The organism is Aeromicrobium sp. UC242_57 (assembly GCF_044452305.1).
Taxonomy (GTDB): domain Bacteria; phylum Actinomycetota; class Actinomycetes; order Propionibacteriales; family Nocardioidaceae; genus Aeromicrobium.
On the sequence record NZ_JBIOAM010000001.1, the window covers coordinates 283264 to 297009 of the forward strand.

The following is a 13746-nucleotide window of genomic DNA, read 5'->3' on the forward strand; positions in this document are numbered from 1 at the left end:
GTGCCCTATGCGTATCGCCAGGTTTGCAGGGGACGACGATCCCCGTTTCGGAGTCATCGGGGACGACAACGGCGTCCCCACCATCGCCGTGCTGAACGGGGATCCGCTGTACGCGGGTCTCCACCTCACCGGCCAGAAGATCCCGCTCGCGGATGCGCGGCTGCTCGCGCCGGTCATCCCGCGCAGCAAGGTCGTGTGCGTCGGCAAGAACTACGCCGCGCACGCCGCCGAGATGGGTGGGGCAGTTCCAGAGGAGCCTCTGATCTTCCTCAAGCCCAACACCTCGGTGATCGGGCCCGGCGAGCCGATCTTCTATCCCGAGCAGAGCAACGACGTCCACTTCGAGGGCGAGCTCGCAGTCGTGATCGGGCGTATCTGCCGCGACATCTCCGCCGAAGACGCCTCCAAGGTCATCTTCGGCTACACGATCGCCAACGACGTCACGGCTCGCGACCTGCAGGCCAAGGACGGCCAGTGGGCTCGCGCGAAGGGCTTCGACACGTTCTGCCCCCTCGGCCCGTGGATCGAGACCGACTTCGATCCTTCGAACGTCCGCGTCACGACCCGCCTCGGCGACGATCTCAAGCAGGACGGGCAGACCTCCGACATGGTCTTCGACGTGCCGGCGATCATCGAGTACGTCTCATCCTTCATGACGTTGCTGCCTGGCGACGTCATCCTCACCGGCACTCCAGAGGGTGTTGGTCCCATGCAGGTCGGCGATCAGGTCAGCGTGACCGTCGAAGGCCTCGGAACCCTGACCAATCCCGTAGTGAGCGCGAATGACTGACCGTCCCGTAGTTGCCCGTTTCTGCCCCAGCCCGACCGGCAATCCGCACGTCGGCATGGCCCGCACGGCCCTGTTCAGCTGGGCATTTGCCCGCCACCACGGCGGCAAGTTCGTCTTCCGCATCGAGGACACCGACACCTCTCGTGACAACGAGGAGTCGTACCACCTGCTCGTCGAGGTCATGCGCTGGCTGGGCCTCGACTGGGACGAGGGCCCCGAGGTCGGTGGCCCGAACGGCCCCTACCGCCAGTCCGAGCGCATGGGCATCTACGCCGACGTCGCACAGCAGCTGCTCGACGCAGGGTTCGCCTACAAGGCGTACGACTCCGCCGAAGAGCTCGAGGCGCGTCGTAACGCCGCCCGGGCGGCCGGCAAGCCCAGCGGCTACGACGGGCTCCACCGAGACCTGACGCCCGAGCAGATCGCGGCCTACGAGGCCGAGGGGCGCCAGCCCGTCATCCGCTTCAAGATGCCCGACAAGGACTACACGTTCAACGACCTGGTCCGCGGCGAGATCACGTTCGGCTCAGAGAACGTCCAGGACTACGTGCTCGTGCGCGCCAACGGTCAGCCGCTGTACACGCTGACCAACCCCACCGACGACGCCATGATGGGCATCACCCACGTCCTGCGCGGCGAAGACCTGCTGAGCTCCACGCCGCGACAGATCGCCCTGTACGAGGCATTCGCCGAGATCGGCATCGGTGGCGGGTTCACGCCCGAGTTCGGTCACCTGCCGTTCGTGATGGGCGAGGGCAACCGCAGAGCTGTCCAAGCGTGATCCCGAGTCCAACCTGCTCGACTACAAGCCCAAGGGCTTCCTGCCCGAAGGGCTGCTCAACTACATGGCGTTGCTCGGCTGGTCGATCGCCGACGACCGCGACGTCTTCACGATCCCCGAGATGGTCGACGTGTTCGAGATCGGGCGGGTCAACCCCAACCCGGCTCGCTTCGACATCAAGAAGGCCGAGGCCATCAACGGCTCGCACGTGCGCCTGCTGTCCGAGAGCGGAGCCGCGTGACCGTCTGGTGCCCTACTTCCACGAGGCAGGTCTCATCGACGCTGAGCCGACCGAGACGCAGCTGGGCATCCTGGCGGCCGCGACCCCGCTGGTGCACGAACGCATGACACTTCTCACAGAAGCCGTCGACATGCTGCGCTTCCTCTTCGTCTCCGACGCCGAGTTCGTGGTCGACGAGGCCGATGCGGCCAAGAACCTCAACGAGGCGGGCCTCGAGGTCGTCAAGGCAGCGCGCGATGCGCTCGACGCGATCCCCGGCACCGCCGAGTGGACGACTGCGACGATCGAGGGGGCGCTGCGGGCGACGCTGATCGACGGCCTGGGGCTCAAGCCGAGGCTGGCATTTGGGCCGGTTCGCGTTGCGGTGACGGGAAGTCGTATCTCTCCCGCCGCTGTTCGAGTCGCTGGAGCTGCTGGGTCACCGCAAGACCATCGCCCGCCTGGATGCAGCCTTGGGGTGAACCCCGAGTTGGGAAGCTGCGGACCGGGTCAGGTAATGTTTGTTCTCGGTTCGGACCTCGTCCGCAGCCATTGGGATATGGTGTAATTGGCAACACAGCGGTTTCTGGTACCGCCATTCTAGGTTCGAGTCCTAGTATCCCAGCGAGACCCACCGATCGGCTTTCACCGGCAGTTTGGTAAGGTACTCAAGGCCGAAAGGCCAGCAAGAAGCGCCATGGCCCCGTTGTGTAGCGGCCTAGCACGTCGCCCTCTCAAGGCGGTAGCGCGGGTTCGAATCCCGTCGGGGCTACCATGGAAAAAGACCCTCTGATCTGCGGAAACGCGAGATCAGGGGGTCTTGCTGTTGGCGAAGAAGAAGCGAGATCAACGCCCTTCCATGTCCAAGGTATAGCGAACCTGGGGGCTTGCCGCAAGCCCCCCAGGGGTGCCTCAGAATGGCCGACCGTAGACAGATCCCACTGGAATGCGAGTCGCGCCATGCACCCACGAACTGACGACGTCGGCCGAGCAGACGGGTCGGCCTTCTCACTGCCCCGAGCACCTGGTCGCAAAGGCGGATCCGCGCCTGATCGGCGACGACGAGCTGCACTTCGCGCACATCACCCGAGCCGTCGAGAAGCTCGATCGCCTCGGCCGTCGGACGACTCGACTCCGCGCGCAGGGCGCCAGGCGGCATGGGACAGGACGCGATGGATCGCGACCTCGAGATCCACCGCCTGACGGCACGCTTGCGCACCCTGCGCCGGTTCGACCTCGACCTGTGCCTTGGACGCATCATCAGCGCTGACGGCGTCGAGCCGGTGTACATCGGACGGATCGGACTGACCGACGACGAAGGTAGGCGTCTGCTGGTCGACTGGCGCACCCCGGCAGCGGAGCCATTCTTCGCCGCGACCCACGCCCGCCCTGCTGGGCTCGTGAGCCGTCGCCGCTACCGCTGGACGGCAGGTCGGGTCAGTGACTACTGGGACGAGGTCTTCGATGCGGATGCACTCGACGGACATGCGGCACTCGATGACCAGTCGGCCTTCATCGCAAGCCTCGGCGCGGAGCGGTCCTCGCAGATGCGCGACGTGCTGGGCACGATCCAGGCCGACCAGGATGCGATCATCCGGGCCGGGTCACGCGGGGCGTTGGTCGTCGATGGGGGCCCAGGCACTGGCAAGACCGTCGTGGCGCTGCACCGCACGGCCTACCTGCTGTACTCCGACCCGCGTCTCGGCGACCGCCGCGGCGGAGTGCTGTTCGTGGGCCCTAGTCGTCCGTACCTGGCCTATGTGGCTGACGTCCTGCCGAGCCTGGGGGAGGACGGTGTGCAGACCTGCACGTTGCGTGATCTCGTGCCCGAGGGGAGCCGCGGCCGTCATCGGGCTCGATGCTGAGGTGGCGCGGCTGAAGGAGTCCGCAGCCCTGGTGGGGGCGATCGAGCCGGCGGTGCAGTCTACCGAGGAGCCTCCGACCGTCGGCATGTCGATCGACACCGACACGTCGGAGACCTGGCTGAGCGCTACCGACTGGGCCGAGGCATTCGACGCTGCTGCCACCGGCGTGCCGCACAACGAGGCACGCGACCTCGTCTGGGACGAGCTGATCGCGATCTTGGTCGACAAGCACGACGGCGAGACCGAGCCGCTCGAGCTGATCCGAAGCTCACTGCGCCGGCACGAGGGGCTGCGCGAGGCGTTCGCGCGCGCGTGGCCGTTGATCGAGCCCACCGACCTGGTCGCCGACCTGTGGACGGTTCCGGCCTATCTGCGCCGGTGCGCTCCATGGCTGAGTGCCGAGGAGGTCCGGCTGCTGCAGCGGGATCACGCCTACCGCTGGACCGACGCAGACCTGCCTCTCCTCGATGCAGCACGGCAACGGCTGGGTGACCCCGGGACATCTCGCCGGGAGCGCACCCGCGCCGAGGCGCTCGACGTCGAGCGGGAGCAGATGAATCGCGTCATCGACGGCTGGCACAGGCAGACGGCGACGCCTACGGCGTCGGGCTGGTCACGAGCCTGCGCCACGAAGATCTTCAGGCCGTCCTGGTCGACGAGGAGGTGCTGCCGGCCGTCACCCCTGACCTGCTGGCGGGACCCTTCGCGCACATCGTCGTCGACGAGGCGCAGGAGCTGACCGATGCGCAATGGCAGATGTTGGTGTCGCGGTGCCCGTCGCGGAGCTTCACGATCGTGGGGGACCGGGCCAGGCCCGGAGCGGATTCGCCGAGTCGTGGCAGGAGAGGCTCGCCCGAATCGGGCTCGACCAGGTCGTCGTGTCGTCCCTCGACGTCAACTACCGGACGCCGTCGGAGGTCATGGCGGAGGCGGCTCCGATCATCCGTGCGGTGCTGCCGGACGCGAACGTGCCGAGGTCGATCCGCGGCACCGGCGTACCGGTCCGCAGGGGAACCGTGGAGGAGTTGGCCGAGATCGTCCAGACCTGGCTGCTGGCGCATGCCGAGGGAGTGGCCTGCGTCATCTCCGTCGTCGAGGTCGACTCGGCTGAACTGACGTCCTCACGCATCCGCTGGCTGGCTCCGGAGCTCTCGAAAGGACTCGAGTTCGACCTGGTCGTCCTGGTCGATCCCGAGTCCTTCGGCAGCGGCACGTCCGGCGCCGTCGACCGCTACGTCGCGATGACTCGCGCGACCCAGCAGTCGTCATCCTGACGCGGTCGTGACGCGCTCGACTACGGAGCGTCGGTCGACGTATCGGGCGCCGGTGTGGGGGTGTCGAAACCGCACTGCTTGGTCTCCTGGGCGACCTGCAGCGTCAGCCGCTCCTTGCCCGCCGCATGCGCATCGGCGACCGTGCCGGAGTAGATCGTGTTGTCCTTCGACTTCAGGTTGACCGCCGAGACCTTCTCGCACAGGTGGAAGACCTTGCCGGACTTCGTCCAGTACACGAGGTCCTGGCCCACGATGTCAGTGACCTCGTTGGTCTCGGCGGAGTACTGCTCGGTCGACGGCGGGTTCCAGTCGATGCCGACCGCTGCGGCGGCCACCATGACGATCGCGCCGAGGCCGCCCGCGAGGGCCTTCTGCTGAGGGCTCATGTCCTTGTTGAGCAGGATCAGGACGATCAGCGGCAAGAAGGCGATGACCGTGATGATCGCGCCCAGCTGGTTCTGGACGAAGAAGCGGACCGTGTCGCTCTTGGAGGCGGGATCGAGCCGGTTCGCCTTCTTCCACAGCAGCGAACCGCCGACGGCCAGCAAGCCGATGACCACGATGAGGACGATCAGCAGGACCATGTTGACCGGGTCCTGGTTGAGCAGCCCGAAGATCGCGTACGCCTCGAGACCGATCGCGACGACCCACAGGGCTGCCGCGATGAGGCGGAACCGGGTCGACGTGCTCTTCGCCTCCGGCGTGGGCTTCCAGGTCGGATCGGACTCCTGCGCGGTGCCCGTGCTCTCGACGCGAACAACCTTCTTCTCAGCCATGGACGCCCCTTGGTAGTGATTTCGGCACGAGCATAGGGCAAAACCGTTGATGGGGGCTTCGTCATCGATTGTTCGTGTCTGATTCCCGCCAGTATCTGTCGCTGAGGCGCGTCATGATGGAGGCATGTACACCGATCACGAACGCTGCTACCGCGCCGTCCAGGCGCGCGAGGCGCGATTCGACGGGGTGTTCTACACCGGCGTCCGGACGACCGGCATCTACTGCCGTCCGTCCTGCCCTGCTGTGACGCCCAAGCCGCAGAACGTGACCTTCTACGCGACTGCGGCCGCCGCGCAGGACGCCGGGCTGCGGGCGTGTCGACGATGTCGACCCGACACGACCCCAGGCTCGCCGGAGTGGAATGTGCGCGCCGACGCGGTGGGTCGCGCGATGCTGCTGATCGCCGACGGAGTCGTCGAACGGGGCGGTGTCGAGGGACTGGCCGAACGACTCGGCTACAGCCAGCGACATGTTAGCCGGATGCTCGCCGACGAAGTGGGCGCCGGTCCGCTGGCGATCGCGCGGAGCAACCGGGCGCAGGCCGCCCGTGTGCTGATCGAGACGACCGAGCTGCCGATGTCCGACATCGCGTTCGCTGCCGGATTCGCCTCCATCCGGCAGTTCAACGACTCCGTGCGACAGGCCTACGCACTGACCCCGACGCAGATGCGCGGTCGGCGCGGCACCCCTACCGGACGCCTGACGTTGCGGCTGGCGGTGCGACAGCCGTTCCACGCCGACGGTCTCCTTCATTCTTGGCCGGACGTGCGATCACCGGTGTGGAGAAGGTCGAGGACCGTACCTACGTCCGGGTGTTGCGGCTTCCACATGGGTTGGGCGTCGTCCAGCTGACTCTGCACGACGATCACGTGGCCTGCGAGCTCGGCTGGCCGATCTGCGCGACACCGCAGTCGCGGTGCAACGCTCGCGCCGGTTGCTCGACCTCGATGCCGATCCGGTGGCGATCGCCGAGGTGCTGGGCGCCGACCCGTTCTTGGCGCCCCTTCTTGCAGCCGCACCCGGGCTGCGTGTCCCGAGCCAGGTCGACGGTTTCGAGGTCGCGGTGCGCGCGATCGTCGGGCAGCAGGTGTCGGTCGCCGGAGCCCGCACGATCCTGGGCCGCTTCGCGCAGGCCTTCGGAGACCCCGTGTCGTTCGACCTGGCTGCGGCGCATGGCTTGACGCACGCCTTCGCCACGGCCGAGGCGCTTGCCGCAGCCGACGACACGTCACTCAGCATGCCGCGGGCTCGGGCGCGCGCCTTGATCGGCGTCGCTCGAGCGATGGCCGAGGGCACGCTGCGGCTCGACTCGGGGACCGACCGTGAGGAGGCGCGCGCGATGCTTGTGGCGATGCCGGGCATCGGACCCTGGACCGCCGACTACATCTGCATGCGGGCGCTGGCGCATCCCGACGTGATGCTCGAGACCGACCTGATCATCCGGCGGATGCTGCAGCGTCACGGCATCGACGCAGCACGGACCGAGACCTGGAAGCCGTGGCGTTCGTACGCGGCGATGTACCTGTGGCGCGCGAGCGCCGACGACGAGAGGACGCAGTGATGGCAACACGTTGGATGGACTCACCGATCGGTGGGCTGCGACTGCACTCGTCGGCCGGACTGATCACGGCGATCGACTTCGGGGCCACCCCACGAGGTCGTCGGCGCCTGATGCGCTTCTTGACGTGACCGAGCAACAGCTCGGCAGTACTTCGCGGGGACGCGCACCGATTTCGACGTCCCGCTGGCCAACGGCGGCACGGAGTTCCAGCAGAAGGTCTGGGCCGAGCGAGACGCATCCCGTACGGCGAGACGGCGAGCCATGGGGACGTCGCGAGGCGGCTGGGCTACGAGCCGGTCATCTCGCGGGCGGTGGGTGCGGCCAACGGGGCCAATCCGATCCCGATCATCGTGCCGTGCCACCGCGTCATCGGTGCCGACGGAACGCTGACGGGCTACGCCGGTGGCATCGAGCGCAAGCGGACGCTCCTCGACCTCGAACGCCCCGGCCTCTTCTAACCCTCCCCGCTGAGGAGGTAGTCCCGCCCCTTGAGGAGGTAGTTGTCGTCCTTGAGGAGGGCGACACTACCTGCGCCGCGGGGCGACAACTACCTCGTCAGGGTCAGGTGGCGCGGCGCAGGCTTTGCGAGAGGCGTTCTGCGGCAGCGACGACCGCAGGAGCGTGCATGCGTCCGGGCTGACGGGTCAGTCGTTCGAGCGGGCCCGACACCGACACCGCTGCGACGACTTTGCCGGAGGGGGAGCGGACGGGGGCAGAGACCGAGCCGACACCGTTCTCGCGCTCGCCGACGCTCTGCGCCCATCCGCGGCGACGAACCGCCGAGAGCCTCGGCGGCCGAGAAGGTGGCCTTGAGCAGCCCCTTGTTCATCCGTTCGGGGTCCTCCACGACAGCAGCACCTGCGCGGCAGACCCGGCAGCCATCGTGAGCTGTCCGCCGACGGGGATCGAGTCGCGCAGACCCGTCGGCCGGTCGGCGGCCGCGACGCACACGCGGAAGTCGCCCTGGCGGCGGAAGAGCTGGGCCGACTCACCGGTGATGTCCCGCAGGCGGGCCAGGACCGGGCCGGCAGCTGCCAGCAGACGATCCTCGCCGGCAGCCGCGGCGAGCTCGCCGAGCCGGGGGCCGAGGATGAAGCGGCCTTGCATGTCGCGTGCGACGAGCCGATGATGTTCAAGGGCGACGGCCAGGCGGTGCGCAGTAGGGCGTGCAAGCCCTGTGCTGGCTACGAGACCGGCCAGCGTGGCAGGGCCAGGTTCGAGTGCGGCGAGCACCATGGCGGCTTTGTCGAGAACCCCGACTCCGCTAGAGTTGTCCATGTCTTGATACTGCCGTATCGATAGTGAGACGCAAGTATCTGGGACAGCCACCACAAGGTCCTGCGACAGCAGGAGAGTCGAGGAGTGCATCATGGGCAAGACTCTTGCCGAGAAGATCTGGGAAGAACACGTCGTTCGCCGCCACGAAGGCGAGCCCGACCTTCTCTACATCGATCTCCACCTCATCCACGAGGTCACAAGCCCGCAGGCGTTCGACGGCCTGCGCATCGCCGGGCGCAGCGTGCGTCGGCCCGACCTGACTCTGGCGACCGAAGACCACAACATCCCCACGACCGATCTCGACAAGCCGATCGCCGACCCGGTGTCGCGCACGCAGGTCGAGACGCTGCGCCGCAACTGCAAGGAGTTCGGTGTCCGCCTGCACCCCATGGGCGACATCGACCAGGGCATCGTCCACGTCGTCGGCCCCCAGCTGGGTCTGACCCAGCCCCGGCATGACGATCGTGTGCGGCGACTCGCACACGTCGACGCACGGCGCCTTCGGCTCGATCGCCTTCGGCATCGGCACGTCCCGAGGTCGAGCACGTCCTCGCGACGCAGTCGCTGTCGCAGGCCAAGCCCAAGATGATGGCCGTCGACGTCGTCGGAGAAGCTGCCCGTCGGCTCGACCGCGAAGGATCTCGTGCTCGCCCTCATCACGCAGGAGACCACGGGCGGTGGACAGGGCTACATCGTGGAGTACCGCGGTGAGGCCATCCGCAAGCTTGTCGATGGAAGCTCGCATGACGGTCTGCAACATGTCGATCGAGTGGGGCGCCAAGGCGGGCCTCATCGCCCCCGACCAGACGACGTACGACTACCTCAAGGGACGTCCCAGCGCGCCGACCGGCGCCGACTGGGATGCTGCCGTCGCGCACTGGGACAGCCTGGTCACCGACGACGACGCCGAGTTCGACAAGGTCATCACGATCGACGCCTCGACCATCACGCCGTTCGTCACCTGGGGCACCAACCCCGGGCAGGGCGTCGCCCTGTCGGGCAACGTTCCCGATCCGGCCTCGTTCGAGGACGAGAACGAGCGCATCGCCGCCGAGAACGCCCTGGCCTACATGGGACTCACCGCCGGCACACCGATGAAGGAGATCGACGTCGACACGGTCTTCATCGGCTCGTGCACGAACGGTCGTATCGAGGACCTGCGCGTCGCCGCCGAGCTCATCAAGGGGCACAAGGTCGCCGAGAACACGCGCATCCTCGTGGTTCCTGGCTCGGTGCGGGTGCGCCTGCAGGCCGAGCAGGAGGGCCTTGACGTGATCTTCAAGGACGCTGGCGCCGAATGGCGCGGAGCGGGCTGCTCGATGTGCCTGGGCATGAACCCCGACACCCTGCAGCCCGGCGAGCGCAGCGCGTCGACGTCCAACCGCAACTTCGAGGGCCGCCAGGGCAAGGGAGGCCGAGACGCACCTCGTGTCGCCCGACGTCGCCATCGCCACGGGCGTCCTCGGTCACCTCGCCGGTCCCGCCGACCTGGCTGAGCTCGAGAAGGCAGGAGCCTGATATGGAAAAGTTTTCTAGCCACACTGGTGTCGGCGCTCCGTTGCGCCGCAGCAATGTCGACACCGATCAGATCATCCCCGCCGTGTGGCTCAAGAAGGTCACTCGTGACGGATTCGAAGAGGGGCTGTTCTCGGGCTGGCGCACCGATCCGGAGTTCGTCCTGAACCAGGACGGCTTCAAGGACGCCACAGTGCTCGTGGCCGGTCCCGACTTCGGCACGGGCTCGTCGCGTGAGCATGCCGTCTGGGCGCTGCAGAACTACGGGTTCAAGGTCGTCATCTCGCCGCGGTTCGGTGACATCTTCCGGGGCAACTCGGGCAAGGCCGGTCTGCTGGCGGCGCAGGTCGACGAGAAGGTCGTCCAGCGGCTGTGGGACTACCTCGACGCGAACCCTGGTGCCTCGATCACGATCGATCTGGAGTCGCGCACGGTCAAGGCCGGCGAGGGGCCGGACGCGATCGAGGACTCGTTCACGATCGACGACTACACACGCTGGCGCCTGCTCGAGGGCCTGGACGATGTCGGCATCACGCTGAGCCATGAGGAAGACATCGTGGCGTACGAGTCGAAGCGCCCGTCGTACAAGCCCGCCACCCTCTGACGCTGACGAGGTAGTTGTCGCCCCTTGAGGAGGGGGTTGTCGTCCCGCGAAGGGGCGGTAACCCCCTCGCGAAGGGGCCACAAGGGCCTCGTCAGGGTTGCCAGATGGCGACGGACGTGATGCCGTCGGGACCGGCTTCGAGGAAGACCCGTTGCCCCAGCCGCAGATGGCGGATGTGATCGGCCAAGGCGTCGGCGGTGTAGTCGAGCTGCTCGCCCTGGTCGGTCAGGACGTGCCCTGAGCGGGTCGTCTCGTCGAAGGTCGCGACAGTGGCCTGCATGTTCATCAGCCTAGTGGAGGGCGACAGCGATTAGGCTCGACCTCATGCAGCGTCGCCACTACTCACGAACCCTGCGGGCCATCGTGTTCTTCCTGCGGCCGATCCTGATGGTGCTGACCAAGCGCGACTGGCAGGGCCAGGACAAGCTGCCCGACGGCGGCTACGTCATCGCGCCCAACCACATCTCGCACCTCGACCCGTTCATGATCTCGCACTTCATGGTCGACAACGGCATCCCGCCGCGGTTCCTGGCCAAGACAAGCTTGATGAATGTCGCAGTGCTGGGGCGGATCCTGCGCAACGCCGAGCAGATCCCGGTCTACCGCAACAGCGCCTCGGCCGCCGACTCGCTGGTTGCTGCGATCGCTGCGGTCGAGGCTGGCAACGTCGTCTCGATCTACCCCGAAGGCACTATTACCCGTGATCCGGCTGCCTGGCCGATGACTGGTCGTACCGGGGCAGTGCGGGTCGCCCTCGCGACCGGCAAGCCACTCGTGCCGATGATGCAGTGGGGCGCGCAGGAGATCTTGTGGCCGTACACCAAGCGTCCGCGGTTCTTCCCGCGCAAGACGATGCATGTGCACGTCGGCGACCCGATCGACCTGTCGGACTTCGAGGGCCGTGAGATCACCGAGCAGGTGCTGCGTGACGCGACCGCCCGCCTCATGGACACCCTGACTGCCATGATGGTCGAGGTACGAGGCGAAGCTCCCTCGACACCGCGCATCGATGTGCATACCTTGAGCAAGTCAAACCGTACGTACAAGCACTGATTCACCACAGATGGGATTGTTGAATGGCGCAGACTGCCGTGATGGGCGCAGGCTCCTGGGGAACGGCCTTCGCGTTGGTGCTGGCCGATGCCGGCAACGACGTCCGTCTGTGGGGGACGCCGCCCTGAGCTGTGCGCCACGATCAACGACAAGCATGAGAACTCCGACTACCTGCCCGGGGTCGAGCTGCCGGAGGCCATCTCGGCGACGACCGATCCGCGCGAGGCGTTGGCTGATGCCGAGGTCGTGATCCTGGCGATCCCCTCGCAGCAGCTGCGCTCCAACCTCGAGTCGTGGGCCGAGCACATCCCGGCCGGGGCGATCCTGGTCAGCCTGATGAAGGGCATCGAGCTCGGCACCCATCTGCGGATGAGCGAGGTCATCGCCGAGCTGACGGGCGCCACCGCCGACCGGATCGCCGTGGTGTCGGGCCCCAACCTGGCGCGCGAGATCGCCGACCGCGAGCCGGCCGCCAGCGTCGTCGCCTGCGCCGACCAAGGGGTCGCCGAACGCCTGCAGAAGCTGTGCCACACGCCCGCGTTCCGGCCGTACTCGACGACCGATGTCATCGGTTGCGAGCTGGCTGGCACGGCCAAGAACATCATCGGCCTGGCCGTCGGCGTGTGCGTCGGACTCGGCTTCGGTGACAACACGAAGGCTTCGGTCATCACGCGGGGCCTGGCCGAGACCGCACGCCTCGGCGTCGCGATCGGGGCCGATCCGGTCACGTTCATGGGGCTCGCTGGCATGGGCGACCTGGTCGCCACGTGCTCGTCACCGCTGTCGCGCAACCGGACGTTCGGCGAGAAGCTCGGCACGGGCATGACGGTCGAGGAGATCATGGGCCAGACCCGGCAGGTCGCCGAGGGGGTCAAGTCGTGCCAGTCGGTCAGCGAGCTGGCCAAGCCGACGGGGTCGAGATGCCGCTGGTCGAGCACGTTGCCGCGCTGGTGGCCGGCGGCTGAGCCCTGACGAGCCGTCCTGCGTCTGATCGCGCGTCAGGCCAAGCCCGAGACGCTCTGACCGAGCTCAGTCGAAGGCGGCGAGCACGGTCTGGATGTCGGTCCAGAGGTCTTCTACGTCTTCGATGCCGACCGAGAAACGGATCAGCGCATCGGGGACGCTGTCGGGCTCGCCGGCGTGGCGACGGCGGCGCTCCCAGGTCGACTCGACCCCGCCGAGACTCGTCGCGTAGGCGATGACGTCGCTCTGCTCGGTCATCTTCTGGGCCACGGCAGCACCGCCGACGGGCTCGAAGCCGATGATCGTGCCGAAGCCCGGGTAGCGGCTGTAGACGACCCGTGGTGAGGCGTCGAGCCGGCGGTGCAGCTCGCGGGCGTTGGCCTCGGCGCGGTCGAGGCGCACGTGCAGCGTCCGGATGCCGCGCACAGCCAGCCAGGTCTCCATCGCGCCGGGGATCGCCCCGAGCATCGTGCGTCGGCCCTGCAGGGCGCTGTGGGCGCGATCGTCATTGGTCACGATCGCGCCGAGGATGACGTCGCTGTGCCCCGACAACAGCTTGGAGGCGGAGTGCACCACGAAGTCGGCGCCGAGGTCGAGCGGACGCTGCCGCAGCGGGGTCGCGAACGTGTTGTCGACGGCCACGGCGGCTCCGGCGGCGGTGGCTGCTGGGGCGATCGTGGCGATGTCGGCGATCTCGAGGGACGGATTGGTCGGCGACTCGATCCAGAGCAGTGCCGCGCCCTCACAGGCCGCAATGACCTGCGGGGTGTTGTCGATGTCGACGAGCCGCAGCTCGATCAGGCCACGGCGTTCGCGTTCGGCGAGCTGCGCGATCGTGCCGTAGTAGGCGTGACGGGGCGCCACGACGGCTGCCCGCACCGGGACGAGGTCGAACAGCGCCGTGGTGGCCGCGATGCCTGACGCGAAGGCCAGCGCTCGGCCGCCCTCCAGTGCACCGAGCGCCACCTCGAACGAGTCCCAGGTGGGGTTGCCGTGACGCCCGTACTCGGAATCGCCGCCTGGCACGAGGGCGCTGGCCATCGTGATCGGTGCGTTGAGCGGCCC

The 13746-nt window shown here is 67.6% G+C and carries 15 protein-coding genes, 2 tRNA genes and 4 pseudogenes; 17 read left to right on the forward strand and 4 right to left on the reverse strand.

Features of this window, described 5'->3' with window-relative positions:
- Window positions 1-7: 7 nt before the first annotated feature.
- The 7 genes and pseudogenes from ACHMWU_RS01875 to ACHMWU_RS01905 all read left to right on the forward strand — a co-directional run bounded on the left by ACHMWU_RS01875 (window position 8) and on the right by ACHMWU_RS01905 (window position 4930).
- Complete coding sequence (locus ACHMWU_RS01875; protein ID WP_396041427.1) at window positions 8-790, forward strand: fumarylacetoacetate hydrolase family protein; 783 nt, start codon at window positions 8-10, stop codon at window positions 788-790.
- Window positions 783-2273, forward strand: a pseudogene (gltX, locus tag ACHMWU_RS01880) (glutamate--tRNA ligase). Before ACHMWU_RS01875 ends, gltX begins: the two are co-directional and overlap by 8 nt.
- 71 nt (window positions 2274-2344) lie before the next feature.
- Window positions 2345-2416 (forward strand) — tRNA-Gln (locus ACHMWU_RS01885).
- Window positions 2417-2490: 74 nt separating this feature from the next.
- Window positions 2491-2566 (forward strand) — tRNA-Glu (locus ACHMWU_RS01890).
- A gap of 382 nt (window positions 2567-2948) precedes the next feature.
- Window positions 2949-3656, forward strand: a complete 708-nt coding sequence (locus ACHMWU_RS01895) for a hypothetical protein (protein WP_396041428.1) — start codon at window positions 2949-2951, stop codon at window positions 3654-3656.
- A gap of 1 nt (window position 3657) precedes the next feature.
- A complete protein-coding gene (locus ACHMWU_RS01900) occupies window positions 3658-4395 on the forward strand; it encodes a hypothetical protein (protein ID WP_396041429.1) in 738 nt (245 codons plus the stop codon).
- A gap of 31 nt (window positions 4396-4426) precedes the next feature.
- Complete coding sequence (locus ACHMWU_RS01905; protein WP_396041430.1) at window positions 4427-4930, forward strand: hypothetical protein; 504 nt, start codon at window positions 4427-4429, stop codon at window positions 4928-4930.
- Window positions 4931-4950: 20 nt separating this feature from the next.
- Here the strand turns inward: ACHMWU_RS01905 and ACHMWU_RS01910 are convergent, their stop codons facing one another.
- Window positions 4951-5706 (reverse strand): hypothetical protein, encoded by a 756-nt coding sequence (locus ACHMWU_RS01910; protein ID WP_396041431.1) that lies wholly within the window; start codon window positions 5704-5706, stop codon window positions 4951-4953.
- A gap of 124 nt (window positions 5707-5830) precedes the next feature.
- On the opposite strand from ACHMWU_RS01910, the gene ACHMWU_RS01915 reads away from it, so the two are divergent.
- The 5 genes and pseudogenes from ACHMWU_RS01915 to ACHMWU_RS01935 all read left to right on the forward strand — a co-directional run bounded on the left by ACHMWU_RS01915 (window position 5831) and on the right by ACHMWU_RS01935 (window position 7726).
- Window positions 5831-6559, forward strand: a complete 729-nt coding sequence (locus tag ACHMWU_RS01915) for a bifunctional transcriptional activator/DNA repair enzyme AdaA (protein WP_396041432.1) — start codon at window positions 5831-5833, stop codon at window positions 6557-6559.
- A pseudogene (locus ACHMWU_RS01920) lies at window positions 6487-6695 on the forward strand (AlkA N-terminal domain-containing protein); the annotation flags it as partial. The gene ACHMWU_RS01915 and the pseudogene ACHMWU_RS01920, both read left to right, overlap by 73 nt.
- A 99-nt stretch (window positions 6696-6794) precedes the next feature.
- Complete coding sequence (locus ACHMWU_RS01925) at window positions 6795-7268, forward strand: DNA-3-methyladenine glycosylase family protein (RefSeq protein ID WP_396041824.1); 474 nt, start codon at window positions 6795-6797, stop codon at window positions 7266-7268.
- On the forward strand, window positions 7268-7396 hold the full coding sequence (locus ACHMWU_RS01930) for a hypothetical protein (protein WP_396041433.1): 129 nt from the start codon (window positions 7268-7270) through the stop codon (window positions 7394-7396). The genes ACHMWU_RS01925 and ACHMWU_RS01930 overlap by 1 nt, the downstream gene beginning before the upstream one ends.
- A 153-nt stretch (window positions 7397-7549) precedes the next feature.
- Window positions 7550-7726: a methylated-DNA--[protein]-cysteine S-methyltransferase gene (locus tag ACHMWU_RS01935; protein ID WP_396041825.1), complete on the forward strand. Its 177-nt coding sequence runs from the start codon at window positions 7550-7552 to the stop codon at window positions 7724-7726.
- A gap of 103 nt (window positions 7727-7829) precedes the next feature.
- Here the strand turns inward: ACHMWU_RS01935 and ACHMWU_RS01940 are convergent.
- Window positions 7830-8546 (reverse strand): annotated as a pseudogene (locus ACHMWU_RS01940) (IclR family transcriptional regulator).
- A gap of 91 nt (window positions 8547-8637) precedes the next feature.
- Here ACHMWU_RS01940 and leuC point away from each other — a divergent pair.
- Together leuC and leuD are read left to right on the forward strand one after the other, a co-directional pair.
- Window positions 8638-10064, forward strand: a pseudogene (gene leuC, locus ACHMWU_RS01945) (3-isopropylmalate dehydratase large subunit).
- 1 nt (window position 10065) lies between these two features.
- On the forward strand, window positions 10066-10665 hold the full coding sequence (gene leuD, locus ACHMWU_RS01950; protein WP_396041434.1) for a 3-isopropylmalate dehydratase small subunit: 600 nt from the start codon (window positions 10066-10068) through the stop codon (window positions 10663-10665).
- Between the two features lie 91 nt (window positions 10666-10756).
- Here the strand turns inward: leuD and ACHMWU_RS01955 are convergent, their stop codons facing one another.
- A complete protein-coding gene (locus ACHMWU_RS01955) occupies window positions 10757-10945 on the reverse strand; it encodes a hypothetical protein (protein ID WP_396041435.1) in 189 nt (62 codons plus the stop codon).
- Between the two features lie 44 nt (window positions 10946-10989).
- On the opposite strand from ACHMWU_RS01955, the gene ACHMWU_RS01960 reads away from it, so the two are divergent.
- Genes ACHMWU_RS01960 through ACHMWU_RS01970 form a run of 3 tightly spaced genes read left to right on the forward strand, consistent with a single transcriptional unit; the run spans window position 10990 to window position 12690 of the window.
- Window positions 10990-11718 carry a lysophospholipid acyltransferase family protein gene (locus ACHMWU_RS01960; protein WP_396041436.1) on the forward strand — a complete coding sequence of 243 codons (729 nt, stop codon included), beginning with the start codon at window positions 10990-10992 and terminating at the stop codon, window positions 11716-11718.
- A gap of 23 nt (window positions 11719-11741) precedes the next feature.
- The gene (locus ACHMWU_RS01965) at window positions 11742-11846 is read left to right on the forward strand and encodes a 2-dehydropantoate 2-reductase N-terminal domain-containing protein (protein WP_396041437.1); all 105 of its coding nucleotides are present in this window, start codon (window positions 11742-11744) and stop codon (window positions 11844-11846) included.
- Entirely contained in the window at window positions 11806-12690 is an 885-nt protein-coding gene (locus ACHMWU_RS01970) for an NAD(P)H-dependent glycerol-3-phosphate dehydrogenase (protein WP_396041438.1), read from the forward strand. The genes ACHMWU_RS01965 and ACHMWU_RS01970 overlap by 41 nt, the downstream gene beginning before the upstream one ends.
- Before the next feature lie 57 nt (window positions 12691-12747).
- Here the strand turns inward: ACHMWU_RS01970 and ACHMWU_RS01975 are convergent, their stop codons facing one another.
- Window positions 12748-13722, reverse strand: coding sequence for a trans-sulfuration enzyme family protein (locus ACHMWU_RS01975; protein ID WP_396041439.1), 975 nt, complete (start codon window positions 13720-13722; stop codon window positions 12748-12750).
- Window positions 13723-13746 lie beyond the last annotated feature (24 nt).

Coding starts and splice junctions, on each gene's coding strand:
- ACHMWU_RS01875 (WP_396041427.1), top strand. CDS start 8: ATGCGTATCGCCAGGTTTGCAGGGGACGACGATCCCCGTTTCGGAGTC.
- ACHMWU_RS01895 (WP_396041428.1), top strand. CDS start 2,949: ATGGGACAGGACGCGATGGATCGCGACCTCGAGATCCACCGCCTGACG.
- ACHMWU_RS01910 (WP_396041431.1), bottom strand. CDS start 5,706: ATGGCTGAGAAGAAGGTTGTTCGCGTCGAGAGCACGGGCACCGCGCAG.
- ACHMWU_RS01915 (WP_396041432.1), top strand. CDS start 5,831: ATGTACACCGATCACGAACGCTGCTACCGCGCCGTCCAGGCGCGCGAG.
- ACHMWU_RS01930 (WP_396041433.1), top strand. CDS start 7,268: ATGGCAACACGTTGGATGGACTCACCGATCGGTGGGCTGCGACTGCAC.
- leuD (WP_396041434.1), top strand. CDS start 10,066: ATGGAAAAGTTTTCTAGCCACACTGGTGTCGGCGCTCCGTTGCGCCGC.
- ACHMWU_RS01955 (WP_396041435.1), bottom strand. CDS start 10,945: ATGCAGGCCACTGTCGCGACCTTCGACGAGACGACCCGCTCAGGGCAC.
- ACHMWU_RS01960 (WP_396041436.1), top strand. CDS start 10,990: ATGCAGCGTCGCCACTACTCACGAACCCTGCGGGCCATCGTGTTCTTC.
- ACHMWU_RS01965 (WP_396041437.1), top strand. CDS start 11,742: ATGGCGCAGACTGCCGTGATGGGCGCAGGCTCCTGGGGAACGGCCTTC.
- ACHMWU_RS01970 (WP_396041438.1), top strand. CDS start 11,806: ATGCCGGCAACGACGTCCGTCTGTGGGGGACGCCGCCCTGAGCTGTGC.
- ACHMWU_RS01975 (WP_396041439.1), bottom strand. CDS start 13,722: ATGGCCAGCGCCCTCGTGCCAGGCGGCGATTCCGAGTACGGGCGTCAC.